Source organism: Dyella telluris (assembly GCF_014297575.1).
Lineage (GTDB): Bacteria > Pseudomonadota > Gammaproteobacteria > Xanthomonadales > Rhodanobacteraceae > Dyella > Dyella telluris.
Genome location: NZ_CP060412.1, coordinates 4,792,898 through 4,812,431, shown reverse-complemented (window position 1 = coordinate 4,812,431; position 19,534 = coordinate 4,792,898). Strand labels below are relative to the sequence as shown.

Genomic DNA, 19,534 nt, shown 5'->3' with positions numbered 1-19,534 from the left:
GTGGTTCCCTGGAGGCAAGTATCGATGCGTGGGGATGCGTACCGCTTAACGCAGCGGACGCAGGTAGGCGTAGTCGATGCGCGCAGCTTCGAGCTGGCTCATGCGGCTGAACGGGCCTTCCTGTTCGACGAAGCAGTGCTTGAGGCCCGAGGCATCCGCGGCGGCCATGATCGGCTTGTAGTCGATGGTGCCGCGTCCGAGTTCGGCGCCCGGGTACTGTTCCGGCGTCGTCGAGGGCAGGAAATCCTTGGCGTGCATGAGCGGGATGCGGCCAGGATTGGCCCTGAAGTAGTCGGCGGGATTCTTGCCGCCGGCATGCACCCAGCCGCAGTCGAGCTCGAACTTCACCAGCGCCGGATCGGTTTCCTTCAGCAGCACGTCGTAGAACGTCTGCCCCTGGCCGACATCGGTAAATTCCAGATGATGGTTGTGATACGCGTACTGCAGGCCGGCCTGCTTCGCCTTTTCACCGATGTGGTTGGCCAGTTCGGCGGTGCGCTTGGCGCCGTCCAGGGTGTATCCCGGCTCGCCCTTGCTGCCCGGCATCTTGCCCATGATGGACGGCAGCATGCTGCTGACGAAGTACTGCGTGCCCAGCGTGTGCGCCGCTTCGATGCCCGGCTCGATGCCCAGGCTGTCGAAGTGCATGCTGGGGCAGGCGAGGCCAGCCTCGTTCAGCTGGTCGCGCAGCGCCTTGGCCGTGGTAGTGACGATGGCCTCGATCTCGGTATAGCCGATGGACTTGAGCGTCTTCAGCGCGCCCATCGGGTCGTCCTGATAGGCCTTGAGCACCATGTAGAGCTGGATGCCAAGCGACTTGCCCTGCGCCGTGGCGGCCAGCAGGCTGCCGGGTGTGTTGGCGGCGAGCCAGGCGGCGCCACCCAGTAGCGCGGATCGGGACAAGAACTGCCTGCGGGTCATCATGAAGCGTTACTCCTGGAAACCAGGTGGGGAGGAGGGAGTCGGATCAGGCGGCACTGGCGACGGCATGCGTCGCGGCCTTGCGATCCTTGAACAGTACGACGAACAGCACGAGCACCACGGCAGCGCATGCACCGGCGATCATCCAGATGGCATGCCAGTCATGCACGACGACGCCCTGTGCACCGGGGTGCGAATAGGTGTCGACGACCAGCCCCGACAGCCACGAGCCGACGAACATGCCCAGGCCATAGGTAAGGAAGGTGATCAGGCCCTGCGTGGCGGCACGCAACGCGGGCGGTGCCTCGCGGTCGATGTAGATCTGGCCGACGACGAAGAAGAAGTCGAAGCAGATGCCGTGCAGGATGATGCCCAGCCAGAGCATCCACATCAGCGAGTCCGGGTTGCCGAAGGCAAACAGCGAGTAGCGCAGCACCCAGGCCAGCATGCCCACGGCCAGCATGTACTTCACGCCAAGCCGGCGGAAGAACCACGGGATCAGCAACATGCAGAGCAGTTCGGACATCTGTCCGCCGGTCATCTTGCCTGCGGCGTTGACCACGCCCACTTCGTTGAGGAACAGGTTGGTGAAGGCGTAGTAGAACTGCAGCGGAATGCAGATCAGGAACGATGCCAGCGCAAAAATGGCCATCGAGCGGTCACGCAGCAGGTGCAGCGATTCCAGCGGCAGGGCGTGACGCAGTTCGAAGCGCTGGTGGCGCGCGAGCGGCGGCGTCTTCGGCAGGGTCAGGCAATACACCGCCATCAGCACGGAAAGCCCGGCGGCCAGGTGCAGCGGCGAGGCCGTGGCCTCCACGCCCCATGCGCCGACGATGAGGCCAACCACGATCCAGCCCAGCGTGCCGAACACGCGGATGGCACCGAACTCCTCACGCGGATCATGGATATGGCGCAGGGCCAGTGAGGTGGTCAAGGCCAACGTGGGCATGTAGCACAGGCTGTAGGCGAGCAGGGCGGCGTACAGCACAGGGAACGACTGCTGCTGCGCAGCCAGCACGAGCAGGCCGGCGCCGATGACATGGAGAATGGCCAGCACGCTGCGCGTATCGAACAGGCGGTCAGCCAGCAGGCCGACGAACAGTGGCGAGATCAGCGCGCCGACGGCAGTGGTGCTGGCAATGGCGCCAATCTCCTGCCCGCTGAAATGCAGCGTCTTGCCCAGCCAGGTGCCGACCGTGACGTACCAGGCGCCCCAGATGGCGTATTCGAACAACATCATCAAGCGAAGGCGCCACTTCATCCCCGTTTCCCCTTGTTCTTGCGTTTCGATGCGATGGGTTCGTCGACGTTCTGCCAGACACCGCCAGCGGCGTGACTGCGAAGCATCGCGTCAATCACCAGGCTGTTGCGGTAGCCATCGGCAAAGGTGGGCAGGGCGGCGGGTCGCGTTTCCGGCGTGCCGCCGCGGCGTATCCATGTATAGGCGTCGGCGATCAGGTTGCGGAAGGCATCGCTCCACGCTTCCGGATGGCCGGCGGGCAGGTGCGCGTAACCGCGCGCGGCAGGATCCAGCCGGGCCGGGTCTCGCTCCAGCACGGTGTTCGCCTGCGCGTGGTGGCCAAGCCACAGCTGGTTGGGTTGTTCCTGCTGCCAAGCAACCGAGGCCGTGCGGCCGTTGACTTCCAGGCGCAGGTCGTTCTTGTGGCCCGGCAACACCTGGCCGACCACAAGGCAGCCACGCGCGCCGTTCTCGAAGCGCAGCAGCACGCTGGCCAGGTCTTCGCTGGTGATCTTCACCGCGCGCTGCTGCACGGACCGGTCCTGCTTCGCGAACGCCTTGGCCGATGAGGCGGGCGCCTGTCGAACCGGTACCACGGTATGCAGGTCGGCCAGCACGGCGGTGATGCGCGAGCCGGTGACGTGCTCGGCAAGGTCGCACCAGTGCGAGCCGATATCTCCCAGCGCGGAGCTCGCGCCGCCCAGCTTCGGGTCGAGCCGCCAGGTGTAGGTCGACTCGTCGGTCAGCCAGTCCTGCAGGTAGCGGCCGTGCACGAACACGGGCGCGCCCAGCTTGCCCTTGGCAATCATGCTGCGCGCCTGCTGGATCAAGGCGTGCCCGCGATAGTTGAAGGTCACCACATTGGCCAGGCCAGCGTCGCGCGCGGCTTCGAAGAGCTCGCGGCTTTCCTCGGCGCTGCTGGCCAGCGGCTTGTCGGAGATCACGTGCTTGCCGGCACGCAACGCGGCCAGCGACACCTCGCGGTGCAGGTGGTTGGGCGTGGTGTTGTGCACGACGTGAATCGCCGGGTCAGCCAGCAGATCCCGGTAACTGGCATAGGCATGGCCAACGCCCAGTTCACGTGCCCGCTTGCTGGCTGATTCGAGGCTGGAGCCGGCGATGCCGACGATGTCGACGTTGCCCAGGCGACGCACGGCGTCGAGGTGATGCGCGGCGATGAAGCCCGGGCCTACAAGGCCCATGCCGAGCTTCTTCATCGTGCCGCCCCCAGGGCGGTCGCCGATGCCAGGTGGTCTGCCATGTCCCCTCCGATGCGGTTCGTCCGACGTCGAATGTATTCGATTACATCCGCATAAAACTTAGGCTTCAATCACATCACCTGGAGGGATTTCCCCGCCCTCTGGCAGCTGATGCACACGAATCGGCTAAAATATGTAACAGATGCTTAAAAGCAGATGCAACGATTTCATGTAATCCATTACATTGCACTGCATCAATGCGCACCCGATGGTTTCGGCCGGTTGTGCGTTCTGCGCGTGAATGGGTGGCCAAAAGGCCAGTGGTATCGTCCTAAGCAATGCAACATTGAGGGAGGCGCCGGCTCGTGAGTGGGGATGGATCCAAGCGCAAGCGACAGGGTGCCGGCGAACCGAAGCCGGTGGCGCCGGTGCAGCCGGGTCGCGCCCGGACGGTCAAGGAGATCGCGGCGGCGGCCAATGTTTCCGTGGCTACGGTGTCGCGGGCGTTGCAGCGTCCTGAGGTGGTCAGCGAGACCACCCGGCAACACATCCATGAGGTGGTGAAGCGGCTGGGCTACACGCCCAACGCGCTCGCCCGCAACCTGCGCACCGCGCGCACACGGCTGATCGTGGCGTTGCTGCCGGATATCGCCAACCCCTTCTTCTCCGAGGTCATCCGCGGCATCGAGCAGGTGGCGCACGAAAGTGGCTACTCCGTGCTGCTGGGCGAAACCCAGAGCAGCCTGGTGCGCGAGCAGGCCTATGCGGACATGGTGGCGGCGCGACAGGCCGACGGCATCATCACCATGTCCCATCGCGTGCCGGCCATACCCATCCACGGGCGCCTGCCGGTGGTCAACGCCTGCGAGTACGTCAAGGACAACCAGATCTCCAGCGTCTATGTGGACAACGTCGCAGCGGCGGGCATTGCCGTCGATTACCTGGTGACACTGGGGCACCGCGACATCGCCTTCATTGGCGGCCCGTCGAGCAGCCCGATCTGCGTGGATCGCGAACAGGGTTATCGACTGGCCCTGCAGCGCGCGGATGTTCCGGTGAACGGGGCACTGATGGCCGTGGGTGATTTCTCGATTGAAGCGGGCGAGCGCGCCATCGAGCTGCTGCTGTCTCAAGGGCAGTCGTTCAGTGCGGTGTTCTGCGCCAACGACGAGATGGCCATCGGCGCCCTGCGTGCCCTGAGCGGCCACGGCTTGCGCGTGCCGGAGGATGTATCGGTCGTCGGCTTCGACGATATCCGCTTCGCGCGCTACACCACGCCCGCGCTGACCACCATGGCGCAGCCCAAGAACGCGCTGGGCCGCGAGGCCATGGCCATGCTGATCGAGTTGCTCAATGATCCGGGCGTGCCGCCGCGCAAGCGCGTATTGTCGGCGGATCTGATCGTGCGCGGGTCTACGGCGCCGCGTTCGCGGCAACGCTAGAGAAGGCGCTCAATTCAGGCACGTTAGCGTGGGCCGGAAAACTTTCGTGGACGGGAGGTTGGGCATGCCACCGTGTTTTCGTTTGCGCGTATGGCTGGTGGCTGGCATGGTCGTGATGGGCGTCTGCCGGATTTCTCCCGTAGCCGCGGATGAGCTTCAGCCCGCGCTTCCCCATGAAGTCGTCATGGGCGTGGCAACCAACCTCACGCGGCAGGTCTCCTCCAGCCAGAGTTTCTCCATTCCGACCATGCGCTTCGAGCCGGCCACGCAGGAATGGGTGATCGAGATGGTGACGATTGAGGCGGTCAGTGGCGAAAAGCACTTCCTGATCACCCTCAATGAATCCACCGGACTGGCGTGCCTGCGTTCCCTGCCGGGCGTGGCGTGCGTGGCCAAGGCCGACATCCGTCAGCAGGTTGCCGAGGCCAGGGCGAGGGCGGATGCCGAGCTCATGGCGAAGACGCACCCAGCGCCGGATCTGCAGGGCATGGCCGAGGCGCTGATCCGGTATCAGTTCGATCCGCAGCGCACGGGTGCGGGTGCATCGACGCGGGCGAGCTATTTCGTGCTGCTCCAGTCGCCGGACAGTTCCCGCGGAACCGACCTGGCTCCCGAGGTGGTGGCGCGGCTCAAGCGTGATGGCATCGAGACGCTTCCAGGCAGTAGCTGGAAGCCGCCGGAAGATCCGCAGCATCCCGTGTCCCCGCTGCAGATGCAGTATTCGATCGGCTTGCCGGTTCGTCGTGCCGACGGCAACTACGACGTATCCTTCGGTTATTACTGCGGCTCCCTTTGTGCCGGCTCGTACAAAGCCGTGATGAAGCACGATGCCACCGGCTGGCATGTGGTATCGACGGTCATGGAGGCCGTGTCCTGATTTCCCTGCTGGATCTTCGCGCGTGTCGTCGTGGAGGAATCGATGTCACATCCGCAGCTTCAATCGCATCGAGCCGCCCTTGGGTTGCGCGCGTGCAAAGGTGGCGCGGTTGCCGTGGGATTGATGGACGAGGCGGGCGAGCCTCGCATCGCTTTTTCCACGTTTCTTGAAACCCGTGCCGAGGGTGACCGGCTTTCGCTGGAGCCTTATGGTGTCGCCTCCGAGCTGATCCGCGAATCGAATGGCAGGGCCATGCAGGAAGCCGCGGATGCCGTGGCGACAGGACGCCATCGACAGGAGCAGCAGGCCACCCGCGGACTACGCATGCTGCTGGCGCGACTGGAATCGGCGGGTGCGGCAACGGTGGTGGGTGCGCTGCTGGTCAATCGGGCGGGTTGGATCACCGATCTCCTTTCCTACAGCCTGGCCTGGGCGGAGCATGTGCCGGTGGCCGAGGCGTTGGCCGTGCGCGATGCCATCCGGCACGCCTTCAGTGAATGCGGCATCGGCCTCGTGGAACTGGATGAGAAGTCGCTTCCCGATCTCGCGGGGAAATCCCTGGGTTTGTCGTCAACGGAGCAGCTCGCACGCCTGAGGATCATGGGCGTGGTCGCAGGGCGGCCCTGGCGAAAAGAGCAGAAGCTCGCCTGTCTGTCGGCGTGGCTCGCACTGCAGACACGAGCCTGAAGGAGTTTGGCGTGTTGCGCACGGCGCGGGTGTTTTGCCGTCCGTCCATCCGGGCGGGACTTGGCCATAAGTTGTAGGTGTACTTGCGCAAGCGGCCGGCGTGCGGCGTGTTTGTCGATCACCGCGCGACGCGGCACGTGCCATTCGTGACGCACTAATGCATTATCCGGCTCTTTCGGGGGAAGGGTCCCCGGTCATCGCGGCGCAGGGGCTGCGGTGCGAAGCGGTTTCTACAGGGGGAATCCACAGTGCGAATGGCATGCCTTGCGGCTGCCCTGGCTTTGGCCGTGGGCAGTGGGCAACTTTATGCGCAGGACAGGGACGACGCGACGGCATCGCCGACGTCAGGCAACCACAGCGCTTCTGCAATATCGGCAACGGGCGACGCGCATTCGGCGACGATCGTCGTGCGCGGTTTTCGTGTGACCGGCGTAGGTGAGCATGCGTCTGCGCACATCACGCCGGCGAGCATGCAGGCGCTGGCAGACGAGCAGTACACCAGGCTGACCGGCGCGGCGGGGCAACCCCGGCTGAGCGTTGCGCAGATGAATGAGGTGGCCGGCGTCATCACCCAGCGCTACCGCAAGAGCGGCTTTATCGTGGCGCAGGCTGTCGTGCCGGCGCAGTCGGTCGGGCCTGATCAGGTCGTCGAAATCCGGGTGCTGGAAGGCACCATCGGCAAGGTGGTGGTGCAGGGGGCTTCGCATTACAGCGCGCGCATCATCGCGGCACCCGCCGAGCACCTCAAAGGCCAGTCGCTGCAGAAGGATGACGTGGATACGGCGCTGCTGTACGCGCGCGATCTTCCGGGTGTGGCGATTACCTCCACCTTCCAGCCGGGGGAACACACCGGCGAAACCGACCTGATCATGGTGGCGCAGGAAGACAAGCGTCCGTACGTGTTCACGCTTGGTGGCAACAACTACGGCACCGATGTGACGGGCCGCTATCACGCGCAGGCGGGCCTGACCTGGAACAGCCCGCTGGGTTATGGCGATGTCTTCAACGCCAATTTCGACTACGCCTTCGCTCCCGCGCAGAGCCTGTTTGGTTCGCTGAGCTATCGCGCGCCCATCCTGCCGGTGTCAGGCCTCACGGCCGTGTTCGGTGGCACGCGCAGCCAGCTTGAAGTGGATAGCGGCGTCTTTGCCTCGCTGCACGTGCATGGCCCCACCTCGACCTGGTACGGCGGCGCCGACTGGAAGTTCATCAACACGCCCAACCTGCAGGCGCTGGGTACGTTCAGGCTGATTCGCGAAGAGTCCAAGCTCAACAGCAGCGTGATGCTGATGTCCGACGAGCGATTCGACGTGGCCGAACTCGGGTTCTCCATGAATCACACGGACACGCGGTTCCATGGAGTCGACCTCTTGCAGGTGGCTGTGCGCCAGTCGATCAGTAATCGCTCTCCTTCGCAGGTGGACCTGGTGAGCCCAGGACACGACGACAGTTTCACCGTGGCCAAGCTCGCCTATACGCGCCTGCAGTTTCTGACGCCAACGCAACGCCTGTATTTCAAGTTCTCCGGCCAGTACACCGATGATGCTCTGACGCCGATGGAACAGTTTGTGATCGGTGGGCCGGACAACGTCCGTGCCTATCCGATTGCCGACGTGCTGGCCGATCGCGGCTATTACACCTCGGTGGAGTATCACGTGGACGCCCCGGGCTTTGCCGATGCCGTGTCGCCGTTTCATGCCCGTCCGTGGCGCGAGCTGCTGGAGCTGGAAACCTTTGTCGACTATGCCCGCGGCTGGCCCGTGGGCGGCAATCGCCTCAATGGCGTGACCAGCAAAGAGGTCAGCGATATCGGTGCGGGCTTCGTGTTCCGCCTGCCGCGCTTTCACCGTTTCGAGCTGCACGTGGACGCGGCCAAGGCGCTGAGTTCGCTCAATGCCTCCGACGGCAAGGGCTACCACGTGTACGCCCGTTTCGGCTTTACGTTCTGAGAGGGAGATGACCATGAATCGCATGCATGACCGCACGCTACGCGCCGCATCTCCCTCCACCAGTCGCCTGAAGCACAAGTTGCTGCCGCTCAGCCTGTCGTTGCTGGGCATCGCGGCAGCTTCGTTGTGGCCTTGTGGCGAGGCGGTGGCGGCCGGTCCCGCGGCCGGCACGCTGCCCACGGGCGGCAGCATCGTCAGTGGCGTGGCCAGTGTAAACACCACAGGCACCACATTGACCGTGACCCAGAGCTCCGCCCAGCTCGCCATGAACTGGTCCAGTTTCGACATCGCCCAAGGTTCCACGGTCAGCTTCATGCAGCCGAGTGCCAACGCCATTGCGCTCAATCGCATCGGCATCGGCTCGTCCTCGCCGACGGCCTCGCAGATCTTCGGCAACCTCAGCGCCAACGGGCAGCTGTTCCTGGTCAATCCCGCCGGCATTGTGTTCGGCAGTACGGCCAGCCTCAACGTGGGCGGCCTGGTGGCCAGTACGCTGGACATGGATCCGACGACGCTGGCCGGTGGCGCGCAGAGCTTTCACCTTGACGCGAGCAGCCTGACAGGCAGCGTGGTCAATCACGGCACGATCACTGCCGCCACCGGTGGCGGGGTGGTGCTGATCGGCGGTGGCGTAAACAGCGACGGCATGATCGTTGCCAACGGAGGCCACATCTTCCTGGATGGCGCCGATCACGCCACGCTGGATTTCGACGGCAACAACCTGATCAATGTCACGCTGACAGGGGCGCTGTCCAACGGCTCGGGCACGGCGGTGAGCAACGCCGGAACACTGGAGTCGGATGGCGGCATGGTGGTGCTGCAGGCTTCGGCAACCCCAGGCCTGTTCACCCAGATGGTGAACAACACCGGCATCGTCGAGGCGAATGGTGTCAGCAACATCAATGGTGGTGTGGGCGGCACGGTGCAACTCATCGGCAGCGGCGGTGCCGTCGCCAATGCAAACACGATCTCCGCCAATGGCGCTACGGGCGCTGCGGCCGGCAACGTGGCGATCAGCAGTGATCAGGCGGTTGCCGCAGGCGGGACGATTGCCACGACCGGTTTGTCCGGTGGCGGCATCTCGCTCAACGGCGGCTCGCTGGCCTTGAGCGGCGCCGTCAATGCGGGTGCGAGCGCAGTCACGCTGACCTCCGGAGCTGGCATTGCGCAGAGTGGCGGCTCCGTGGTCACGGCGGCCCTGCTCACCGGCGAGTCCATCGGCGGCACGACGCTGTCGAACAGCAACATGATCCAGTCGGTGGACAACTTCACCTCCCATGGCGGCTTCACGCTGAACAACGGTTCAGCATTGCAGGTGGGCACGCTCAGTGCGTCAAACGGCGCAGTGGCGCTGACGACCTCGGGCACGGGTTCGGACCTCACCTTCACCGGTAACGTCAGTGCGCAGTCGCTGTCGCTCAACAGTGGTGGCGCCGTCAGCCAGAGCGGCGGCGTGCTCACCGCAAATAGCCTGAGTGGAAGTTCGGTAGAGGGCACCACGCTGGGGCAGGCCAACCTGATCAACTCGCTCACCGGCTTCTCGGCCAAAGGCTTCACCCTCGTCAATGCGGGTGCGCTTGATGTCACGGGATCCCTGAGTGGCACGGGCAATGGCAATGTAAGCCTGACCACCACTAGTGGCGGCCTGTCCATCGATGGGGTGGTGAGCGGGGGCGCTAACGTGTCGCTGACAGGGGCTGGCAGCCTTACCGTGAATGCCGATGTAGCCGCGTCGAGCACCCTCAATCTGGTCGGCTCAAGCATCACTCAGACCAGTGGCTCGATAACTGCCCCTTTGCTGACGGGCCAGTCAACGTCGGTCACGACGCTGAACAGCATGGGCAACAGTATTTTCCAGCTGAACAGTTTCAGCGCCGGCGGCTTCAGTCTTACCAATGGTGGGGCGCTCACCGTCGCCGGGCCGGTGATCAGCACCGGCAATATAAGCCTGTCCACCAGTGCCGGTGACCTGAATGTGCTGGGCATGGTGAGCGGCAGCAATGTCGGTCTGACGAGCGGCAACAATCTTGCGTTGATGAGCGCTGTCACTGCGCGCGGCACCCTGGATCTCCAGGGGCAGTCCATCACCCAGACGGCAGGCACGTTGACGGCGAATCAGTTGATCGGTTCATCGACGGGGTCTGCGTCGATGGCGCAATACAATGCCATTTCATCACTGGGGGCCTTCACATCCTCCGGCCTCAGTCTCGCCAATACCGGCACATTGAACGTGATGGGGGTGGTGAGCAGTTCGGGCGGCATTTCGCTGACATCCAAGAATGGCAGCTTGCTCTTGAGTGGCTCGCTGAGTGGAGGCCTTGTTGCGCTGAATGCCAGCAACGGGTTGGTTGCTCAGACTGGAGGCGGCTTGTCGGCGACCACGCTGGCAGTTAGCTCGCAAGGTGATACGACGCTGACCGGTGGCAGCAATAGCATCACGAACCTCGGCAACTTCCGCATTGGCGGTGCCTTGGACCTGAAAAATAACGGGGCCATCGCCCAGAATGGCACGTTGTACGTCGGCGGCGACACCACGCTTGATGCCACCGGCAACACCATCACGCTTGGCAATGGCAACCAGTTGACGGGCGCGGTGAGCCTCGCTGGCGGCACGTCCGTGATCAACAATGCCATGCCGCTGAACCTGGGTGCCAGCACCGTCTCTGGCAACCTGTCTGCCATCACTACTGGCGGCGCGATCACCCAGAGTGGCGCGTTGAGCGTGTCAGGAACGAGCAGCTTCAATGCGGCAGGTGGCGCCATCACGCTGGGTGGCAGCAACCAGCTGCAGGGCGCGGTAAGCCTCGCGGGCGGGGATACGCTGATCAACAATGTCGGGCCCTTGATCTTCGGTGCCAGCACGGTGACTGGGGCACTGAGCGCAAGTACAGGCAACGCCTCTATCACCCAGATCGGCCCTTTGACCGTGACGGGTAGCAGCACCTTCCATGCTGGCACCGGCGCCATCACGTTGACCGGCAACAACCAGATGCAGGGAGCGGTAAGCCTGGTCGGTGGAAATGCCGCGATCAACAATGCCGCCGCGCTCACCTTGGGCAGCAGCGATATTTTGGGCAGTCTTGCCGCAACGACGGACAACGCTGATATCAGTCAGTCATCCGGTACGTCGCTTAACGTGTCGGGCGCCAGCATGTTCAATGCGGGCTCGGGTTCCATTGCGCTGGACAATGCCAACAATTCGCTCGGAATGAGCGTTGGCCTGTACGGTGCGAATGTTTCGGCGACCAACCTGGGCTCGCTCAACATCAGCAGCCTGGGGATCGGCGCCAACGGGTCGCTGAGCCTGATCTCTACCCATGGCAGCCTGTCGCTGCCGTCAGGTTCGATCAATACCGGGTCGGGTGACCTCGTGCTAAAGGCCGGCGGTGGCTCATTGGCGCTGCCGGGGAACCTGGCCGGCGGGAACGTCACGCTGTCGTCGCTCAATGACCTGGTGTTGTCATCCGCCGTCACCGCAACCCATACCGTATCGTTGACCAGCAGCGGTGGCGCGATCAGCCAGAACGGTAATGGCCTGATCACCGCAGACACGCTGACAGGTGGTTCGTTCGGCGGAACATCGCTCGGTCTTGCCAATCAAGTGGCACAGCTCGGTGGATTCAGCGCCAGCAGTTTCGCCATGGGCAACGGCCAGACGCTGACCGTCACCGGTCCGCTAAGCAGCGCCGGTGACGTTGGCCTGACCATCTCCCATGGCGACCTGAAGCTCAACGGCGCGATGGACGGCGCGAACTCCACGCTGATGGTCCAGAACGGCAACCTGGCCGTGAATGGTGCGGTGAGTGTCACGAATCTCTCGCTGAGCGCATTGGCGGGCACCATTACCGAGGGCGCCGGCGGGAATATCGCTGTAACCGGTTCGCTCACGGGTTCCTCCAGCGGCAGTACCTCGCTGGACCAGGCCAACAACCTGGCCGTGCTCGGCAGTTTCACGGCTGGCGGATTCAGCCTGACCAATGGCCAGTCACTGGTCACCACGGGGACGCTCAATAGTACGGGCGGTGCGGCTCTGGCCGTGACCCGTGGCAATCTGCAACTGAATGGCCTGATCCAGGCTTCCGACCTCACGCTGAAGGCCGTCGGCGACATCAGCGAGGGCGCAAGCTCGGCCATCAGCGCGAACAGCCTGGGTGGACAGTCAGGTGGCAACGCCACGTTCACGCAGGCGGGCAACAGCATCGGCAGCATCGCCAACTTCAGCAGTGGCGGTGATTTCAGCCTGAGCAATGACGCAGCCATCGTGCAGTCGGGTACGAGCACGCTGGCCGTGCAGGGAACAACCGCGCTCAACGCTGGCAACCATGCCATCACGCTCGGCAACGCCAATCAGCTGCAGGGGGCGGTGAGCCTTATCGGCGGAAACACCGCGATCAACAATGCGCGTGCACTGACCCTCGGTGCCAGCAACGTTTCGGGCAACCTGGTGGCGAGCACCTCCAGTACCGGCGCAGCGATCAATCAGTCCGCTCCGTTGAGCGTGACGGGTACGAGCACGTTTACCGCCGACACGGCAGCAGGTACTGGCGCCATCAGTCTGGCCGACGCGGATAATACCTTCGGCTCCAGCGTCAGCGTCACCGGTACCGGCATTGCACTTCGCAGCAACGGCGACCTGCACCTGGGGGTGGTGAGCGATGGCGCCAATGGAGCCGTTAGCCTGGTCTCGGGCGGCACGCTTTATCTGCCGAGTGCCGTCATTGATACCGGCACATCGGATCTGACGCTTTCCGCGCTGGGCGGTTCGCTGGTGACCGGTGGCGCTCTCCGTGGCGCCCATGTCGCCCTTGCGGGAGCTCAGGGCATTGCGCTCGCCAACGACATCTCGGCGACGCAGTCGCTGAGTCTTGTCGCCAGCGGCGGGGCCATCAGCCAGACCGCCGGCGTGTTGAGCACACCGGTGCTGACCGGTAGCTCGCAGGGTGCCACCACGCTCACCGGGGTGAACCGGGTCGGGCAACTTGCTGGCTTTACCGCCAACGGCTTCAGCCTCGCCAATACAGGTGCCCTGCTTGTCGGCGGTCCGCTGGATAGTGTCGGGCGGGTGGCGCTGTCCACGAGCGGTGGTGACCTGACGCTGCAAGGTGCGGTGAATGGCACCGATGTTTCGCTGGTGGCAAGTGGCGGCGCAGTCAAACAGTCCGGTGGCGCACTGGTGGCGAACTCGCTTAGTGGTTCTTCCACGGGCGCGAGCGCGCTGAATCAGCGTGGCAATGCCATCGGCAGCCTGGGCAACTACAGCAGCGGCGGCGATTTCAGCCTGGTGGATGCCAGTGCATTGACGGTGTCGGGTGTGCTGAGCAGCGCCGGCTATCTTGCGATGAGTGTCGGTGGCGATCTTGTGTTGGCGAATGCGGTGAGTGGCCAGACAGTTGTGCTGGATGCGGCTGCAGGTTCGATTACCCAGACGGGTGGCACGTTGACGGCAGGTACGCTTGCGGGAGACTCCGGTGGATCGACCACCCTTGCGCAGGCCAACCAGGTCGGCAACCTCGGTTCCTACCGCAGCGGTGGCGACTTCAGCTTTACCAACGGCATGGCCATTACACAGAGCAGCTCCCTGCAGGTGCAGGGTGCCACCACCTTGAATGCGGGAACCAACGCCATCACGCTGACCCATCGTGCGAACGGACTGATCGGCGCTGTCAGCATTACCGGTGGCGACACCGAGATAGTCAATGAAGGTCCACTGGTGTTCGGCGCAAGCCAGATCAACGGCAACCTGAGTGCCACCAGCACCGATCCGGCGATCGGGCAGGTGGGGGCGTTGCATGTGACCGGCAGCAGCTATTTCAACGCGGGCAACGACAGCATCGTGCTGACCGATGCGGGCAACCAGTTGACCGGTCCGGTAACGGCGATCGGCACGGGCATTGCGATTACCAATGCCGGCGATTTACACATCGCATCGCTGACCAATGGCGCGAACGGCGCTGTCAGTCTGATGTCGCTGGGTGGAACGCTGTACTTGCCCGTTTCGGCGATCGCCACCGGCAACGCCGATCTGCTGCTGATGTCCGGCAACGGCATGCTGACGACGGCAGGCGACCTGGGTGGTGCCAACATCGCCCTGATGGGAGGTGGCGGCATCAGCCTGGGTCACGCCGTCACGGCCACAAACAACCTCAGTCTGGTGAGCAGCCAGGGTTCGATCAGTCAGGGTGCGGGCACGGTGGCTGCAGCCAGCCTGACCGGCAGTTCTTCCGGCGCCACCAGCCTGACCGGTGCCAACAGGGTGGGCAGTATCGGCAGCTTCAATGCCAATGGCTTCAGCCTGACCAATGCGGGCGGGCTGAGCGTCGGCGGTCCCTTGCTGAGCACGGGCAATGTGCTGCTGGTGACCCAGGCTGGCGATCTCGACATCACGGGTACGGTGAGCGGCACTGCCGTGACGCTCAAGGCGGCAGGGGCGATCAACGAGGGTCCGGCAGGCAACATCGTGGCCACCACGTTGAGTGGCAGTGCCGGTGGCGTGACAGCGCTGGGCACGAAGGGCCAGCCGGTGACCAATCACATCGGCACGCTGGGCGGTTTCCAGTCGCCCGCCGGTTTCAGCCTGACCAACGGACAGACGCTGACGCTGGCCTCGGTGGGTGGCAGCAGTTATACGGTGGATGCGGGCACCTCGCCGCTTTATCTGGCCGTGCTCGATGGCAGTCTGCTGCAGTTGGGCACCACGCCGCTGTACGACAGCGTGGGCACGTTTGCAGCCAGCGAGCATATTGGCCTGTCGTCCGCGCCCATTTACGCCTTCGGCACCTTGCCTTATGTGGTCGACGTCATCGGACTTCCGCCGGCGTATTTCTACGCGCTGGACCGGCAGGGTAATCCGCTGCCGGAAGCGGGCTCGTCTTCCACGAACCTGTCTTCCACCTCGTCAATCGGCAGTGCGGTGATTGGCTACAACCGCCAGGACGCCTACATTGACGCGAGTCAGGTCACCGGCGGCTCCGTGGGCTATGGCGTCGTGCCCACGGGCATTCGCCTGCCGCCAGGGCTGGAGGCGTGTGATCCGCGGCGCGCGGCGGAGTGCCGGAACGAGTGAGCGCGGGAAGGCACGGCGTTCGCGAGTTGCGTCGTGTCCGTCAGCGATGCTGCGGTGAGGGGCTGTTGCCGGGTGGTTCCGTCTTCCGGCGCCGCACATGAAAAAGCGGGCACCCGAAGGTGCCCGCCCGATGGCTTCATCGCGTTTCCTTCGGCTGGCGAAGGAAAGTGCGTTGGCGTCGCCTTACAGGCCGATCGCGGTTTCAGCCTTCACGTACGGCAGGTTGTGAGCCAGGGCCACCGGCTCGCAGGTCACCTGGCCTTCGCTCACGTTCAGGCCGTTGCGCAGGTGCACGTCGTTCGCCAGCGCCTTCTTCCAGCCCTGGTTGGCCAGTGCGAGGGTGAAGGGCAGGGTCACGCTGTTGAGCGCGAAGGTCGACGTGCGGGCCACGGCGCCCGGCATGTTGGCCACGCAGTAGTGCACCACGCCGTCCACCACGTAGGTCGGGTCGGAGTGGGTGGTGGCGTGCGAGGTTTCCACGCAGCCGCCCTGGTCGATGGCGACGTCCACGATCACCGAGCCCGGCTTCATCGTGCGCACCATGTCGTGCGTCACCAGCTTCGGCGCAGCGGCGCCCGGCACCAGCACGGTGCCGATCAGCAGGTCGGCGCGACGCACCAGCTCTTCGATGGCGGCGCGGGTGGAGAACACGGTGGAGATGGCAGTGCCGAACTGGGCAGCCAGACGCTTGAGGGCGTCAGCCGAACGGTCGACCACGGTGACCTTGGCGCCCATGCCCACGGCAATGGTGGCTGCATGGGTGCCGGACACGCCGCCGCCCAGGATCACCACTTCAGCCGCCGGCACGCCCGGCACGCCGCCGAGCAGCACGCCGCGGCCACCCTGGGCCTTTTCCAGCGAGTGCGCGCCGACCTGCGGGGCCAGGCGACCAGCCACTTCGGACATCGGCGTCAGCAGCGGCAGCGAGCCGTTCGGCGAGGTCACGGTTTCGTACGCAATGCAGATGGCGCCCGAGTCGATCAGGTCCTTGGTCTGCTCCGCATCCGGGGCAAGGTGCAGGTAGGTGAACAGGATCTGGCCCTTGCGGAGCTTCTTGCGCTCGACGGCCAGCGGCTCCTTCACCTTCACGATCATGTCGGCGTCGGCAAAGATCTGGTCCGCGCTCTCGATCATGGTGGCGCCCGCCGCGACGTAGTCGGCGTCGGTGATGCCTGCGCCCAGACCGGCACCGGCCTGCACCAGCACCTGGTGGCCGTTGTGCACCAGCTCCTGCACGGAGGACGGGATAAGGCCCACGCGGTATTCGTGGTTCTTGATTTCTTTCGGCACACCGATGCGCATGGCTTGGCTCTCTAGCTGGGTAGGAAGGATTTGCGGGTCCACCAGGGGTGGCGCCGGTGCAGCAGTATGAATTAGATATCAAGCAATAAATTGCCGATTATTCATTGCCGTGGCGGTCAATGTAGAATGTCTGGCGACTTTTCCTGCGCATCGTGAAATTTTATGCAGCATTCCGAAATCGCCCTCGACGACCGCGATCGGGCCATCCTCCGGCTGCTCCAGCAGGACGGTCGACTGACCAACCTGGAGCTCGCGCAACAGATCAATTTGTCCCCCTCGGCGTGCCTGCGCCGCGTGAAATTGCTGGAGGAATGCGGGCTCATTTCGCGCTACGTGATGCTGGTGGACGAGAAGATCGCCGGCATGCCGGGCACGGCCTTCGTGCTGATCACGCTGGACCAGCAGGGGCGTGCCGCACTGGACTCGTTCGAGGCCGCCATCCACGACCATCCGGAGGTCACCGAGTGCTGCCTGCTGGCTGGTGCCGCCGATTACATGGTGCGCGTGGCATACGCGGACTCGGCGGATTTCGAGCGCATCCACACCGAAATCCTCACCCAGTTGCCTGGCGTGGTGCGTGTGCAATCCACCCTGGCGCTGCGCACGGTGAAGAAAACCACCATGCTGCCCGTGTGATGGGAAGGCGCTGCGCTTACCGGGACGGAGTGCTCTTTGCCGCAGTGGCGATGTAGGGAGCCAGTGCCGACTCGTCATCGCGCAGGGCATTGCGCAGCTGAAGCAGATGCGAGAGCACGGGATGGCAGCTGGTGCGCGCGCGCGGCAGGGCGCGACGGGCCTGCACGATGGCGCGTTCCACCGCGTGGTCGGCGCGGTTCCACTGCTCGGCGCCCGGCAGGTCATACAGCTGCGCCAGTGCCTGTACCGCACGCAAGGACGATGCACGCACGCGCACCGGCAAGGCGTGGTGCTGCAGGTCCTGTCGTAACTCCAGCAACGCGCGGCCGCACTCGTGGATCGCCAGCCCCCAGGACATCAGGCTGCGTGACTCGGCGCTGCCATGCCGGGTGTGCTGCACGATCTGGTGGAACAGGTCGCGGTTGCCGCTCTCGAAGGCGTAGAGTAGGCCGGGCAAGGGCGCTGTCGCCGCCCGTTGCACCTGTCGGCGCAGTTGCTGCATCTGCCGCCTTCGCAGCCACCGGCTGCCGACCACGGCGGGCATCACCATGAAGGCGGTGCCCGTGATCATCAGGCCGAACAGCGACGCCAGTGCTTCGTTAATGAAATGCTCCGGGTCGTAGACCATCGGGTTCTTCAGCGCGAGCATCAACACGAAACCCAGGGTGTATCCGGCCCCCACGCCAGGCAGCGTGGCGTTGCGGGTCGTCAGGTAGGGGCCAATCATCAATAGCGGCAAGGTGCCCAGCACCAGCATGGTGAAACCGTCGCCACCGGGCAGCAGGCAGAACGACGACACATAGGCGGCGACGGCGCCCAGTGCGAACCCGACCCATGTGTTGGTGGTGGCCGCCACCGGCGTACTCATGGTGGCGAGCAGGCCACTGAACAGCGTGGCCAGCAGCATGGCGGTGGTGCCCGAAGGCCAGTCGGTGGCCAGCCAGAACGCACCCAGGCCGGCCATGGTGAGAAAGGTGCGCGTGGCGGCAATCAGTGCCGCGCCACGGTCGTTGGAGCGTTTGAAGACGACGCGCTCCGTGGCGCCGCGCAGGCGTCCCGGTGTATCGCGCAGGCTGGCATCCAGCGCCACGAAATCGCGCAGTTCGCCGGCGAAGCGCTGCAGCAGCGTGGCGCCACTGTCGAACTGCAATAGCAGATCCGGTTGCTGGCGTAGCGTGGCGCGCAGCTGTGCTGCAAGCGTGGGCAGTTGTGCCTGGCACGCGTCAAGACGGGTGGTGAGCGTGGCGGTGCTGGCGAGTGCGTCGCCCACCGGGGCGTAGAGCTGCATCAGTGCGCGCGCCGTGCGGCCGTGCTGGCTGCGCTCCAGCCGATGGATGAGGTGAAGCAGCGACTGGATGCTGGTGGCGGCCGCCATGTAACGCAGATTCAATAGCCGCATGCGGCTGCTGCGGACGCGTGCCTGCGGATCTTCGAAGATCACCGATGCACGCATATCCTCCAGCTGCACGGCGGCACGCACGCAACGCAGGTGTGCTTGCTCCAACTGGGTGCGCGGCATCTTGCCGGACAGGCTTTCGCGGGCGAAGGCGATGAAATCCTCGTAATGTTCGCGCTCTGTCCTTCGCAGCGCGGCGCGGACGTCTTCCGGCCAGACGATGTCGCTGACCAGTGCGGCCACGACGATGCCCAGCATCACCTCGCTGACGCGCAGCATGGCCGAGTCGAAGATGCGATGCGGGTCGCTGACCGCCGGCAGGATCACCACGGCCGCGGTGTATCCCGCCAGCACGAAGCCGTAGGCCATGAAGTTGCGGTGCAGGACTGCACCACCGGAACACAAGCCCACCCACAGCGACAGGCACAGCACGAGCAGTTCGCTCTGCTGCGGAAAGATGGCCATGAGCAGGAGCGCAAACAGGCTGCCGGCGGCCGTGCCGATGGCGCGATAGAAGCTCTTGGCCAGCACCATGCCGCGCTGGGGATGCATCACGATGGCCACCGTGATCATCGCCGTCGCCGGCTGCTGCAGTTGCAGCAGCATCGACAGCCACGCCGTGAGGTAAAGCGCCAGCAGGCACTTGAACACAAAGATCCATGACTGTCGTTCGCCTGCCAGAAACAGGGCCATGCGCGAGCGTGGGAGCGGCGTCGGGCGATCCATGGTTGCCGTGCTCATCGTGTCCTTGCTGTGCGAGAGGTGGATGTGGCGAAACCGGGACGACGAGGCGACGCATGCCACACGAAGGGCGTGCGGCAT

At 64.5% G+C, this 19,534-nt stretch carries 11 protein-coding genes; 6 read left to right on the top strand and 5 right to left on the bottom strand.

The window, feature by feature from the left end:
- Positions 1-45: 45 nt before the first annotated feature.
- The 3 genes from H8F01_RS20915 to H8F01_RS20905 are packed head-to-tail and all read right to left on the bottom strand — an operon-like array spanning position 46 to position 3,378.
- Positions 46-924 (bottom strand): sugar phosphate isomerase/epimerase family protein, encoded by an 879-nt coding sequence (locus H8F01_RS20915; protein WP_187056924.1) that lies wholly within the window; start codon positions 922-924, stop codon positions 46-48.
- Positions 925-967: 43 nt separating this feature from the next.
- Entirely contained in the window at positions 968-2,182 is a 1,215-nt protein-coding gene (locus H8F01_RS20910; protein WP_187056923.1) for a nucleoside permease, read from the bottom strand.
- A complete protein-coding gene (locus H8F01_RS20905) occupies positions 2,179-3,378 on the bottom strand; it encodes a Gfo/Idh/MocA family protein (RefSeq protein WP_187056922.1) in 1,200 nt (399 codons plus the stop codon). The genes H8F01_RS20910 and H8F01_RS20905 overlap by 4 nt, the downstream gene beginning before the upstream one ends.
- Before the next feature lie 347 nt (positions 3,379-3,725).
- Between H8F01_RS20905 and H8F01_RS20900 the strand changes: the two genes are divergently transcribed.
- The 5 genes from H8F01_RS20900 (at position 3,726) to H8F01_RS20880 (ending at position 15,378) form a co-directional block, all read left to right on the top strand.
- Complete coding sequence (locus H8F01_RS20900; RefSeq protein ID WP_238481084.1) at positions 3,726-4,802, top strand: LacI family DNA-binding transcriptional regulator; 1,077 nt, start codon at positions 3,726-3,728, stop codon at positions 4,800-4,802.
- A gap of 64 nt (positions 4,803-4,866) precedes the next feature.
- Positions 4,867-5,679, top strand: coding sequence for a hypothetical protein (locus H8F01_RS20895; RefSeq protein ID WP_187056921.1), 813 nt, complete (start codon positions 4,867-4,869; stop codon positions 5,677-5,679).
- Between the two features lie 42 nt (positions 5,680-5,721).
- Positions 5,722-6,366 (top strand): hypothetical protein, encoded by a 645-nt coding sequence (locus tag H8F01_RS20890; protein WP_187056920.1) that lies wholly within the window; start codon positions 5,722-5,724, stop codon positions 6,364-6,366.
- 254 nt (positions 6,367-6,620) lie between these two features.
- Entirely contained in the window at positions 6,621-8,315 is a 1,695-nt protein-coding gene (locus tag H8F01_RS20885) for a ShlB/FhaC/HecB family hemolysin secretion/activation protein (protein WP_187056919.1), read from the top strand.
- A gap of 13 nt (positions 8,316-8,328) precedes the next feature.
- A complete protein-coding gene (locus H8F01_RS20880; RefSeq protein ID WP_187056918.1) occupies positions 8,329-15,378 on the top strand; it encodes a two-partner secretion domain-containing protein in 7,050 nt (2,349 codons plus the stop codon).
- Between the two features lie 183 nt (positions 15,379-15,561).
- Here the strand turns inward: H8F01_RS20880 and ald are convergent, their stop codons facing one another.
- Entirely contained in the window at positions 15,562-16,680 is a 1,119-nt protein-coding gene (gene ald / locus H8F01_RS20875) for an alanine dehydrogenase (RefSeq protein WP_187056917.1), read from the bottom strand.
- Between the two features lie 162 nt (positions 16,681-16,842).
- Here ald and H8F01_RS20870 point away from each other — a divergent pair, with 162 nt between their 5' ends.
- Positions 16,843-17,316 carry an Lrp/AsnC family transcriptional regulator gene (locus H8F01_RS20870; protein ID WP_187056916.1) on the top strand — a complete coding sequence of 158 codons (474 nt, stop codon included), beginning with the start codon at positions 16,843-16,845 and terminating at the stop codon, positions 17,314-17,316.
- 16 nt (positions 17,317-17,332) lie between these two features.
- Here H8F01_RS20870 and H8F01_RS20865 read toward each other — a convergent pair whose 3' ends face one another.
- A complete protein-coding gene (locus H8F01_RS20865; RefSeq protein WP_238481083.1) occupies positions 17,333-19,453 on the bottom strand; it encodes an FUSC family protein in 2,121 nt (706 codons plus the stop codon).
- Between the last annotated feature and the right edge of the window lie 81 nt (positions 19,454-19,534).

Bases quoted from the DNA above. Each gene is read 5' to 3' on its own strand.
- H8F01_RS20865 (WP_238481083.1), bottom strand. From the start codon at position 19,453: ATGAGCACGGCAACCATGGATCGCCCGACGCCGCTCCCACGCTCGCGC.
- H8F01_RS20890 (WP_187056920.1), top strand. From the start codon at position 5,722: ATGTCACATCCGCAGCTTCAATCGCATCGAGCCGCCCTTGGGTTGCGC.
- H8F01_RS20910 (WP_187056923.1), bottom strand. From the start codon at position 2,182: ATGAAGTGGCGCCTTCGCTTGATGATGTTGTTCGAATACGCCATCTGG.
- H8F01_RS20905 (WP_187056922.1), bottom strand. From the start codon at position 3,378: ATGAAGAAGCTCGGCATGGGCCTTGTAGGCCCGGGCTTCATCGCCGCG.
- H8F01_RS20915 (WP_187056924.1), bottom strand. From the start codon at position 924: ATGATGACCCGCAGGCAGTTCTTGTCCCGATCCGCGCTACTGGGTGGC.
- H8F01_RS20895 (WP_187056921.1), top strand. From the start codon at position 4,867: ATGCCACCGTGTTTTCGTTTGCGCGTATGGCTGGTGGCTGGCATGGTC.
- H8F01_RS20870 (WP_187056916.1), top strand. From the start codon at position 16,843: ATGCAGCATTCCGAAATCGCCCTCGACGACCGCGATCGGGCCATCCTC.
- ald (WP_187056917.1), bottom strand. From the start codon at position 16,680: ATGCGCATCGGTGTGCCGAAAGAAATCAAGAACCACGAATACCGCGTG.
- H8F01_RS20885 (WP_187056919.1), top strand. From the start codon at position 6,621: ATGGCATGCCTTGCGGCTGCCCTGGCTTTGGCCGTGGGCAGTGGGCAA.
- H8F01_RS20880 (WP_187056918.1), top strand. From the start codon at position 8,329: ATGAATCGCATGCATGACCGCACGCTACGCGCCGCATCTCCCTCCACC.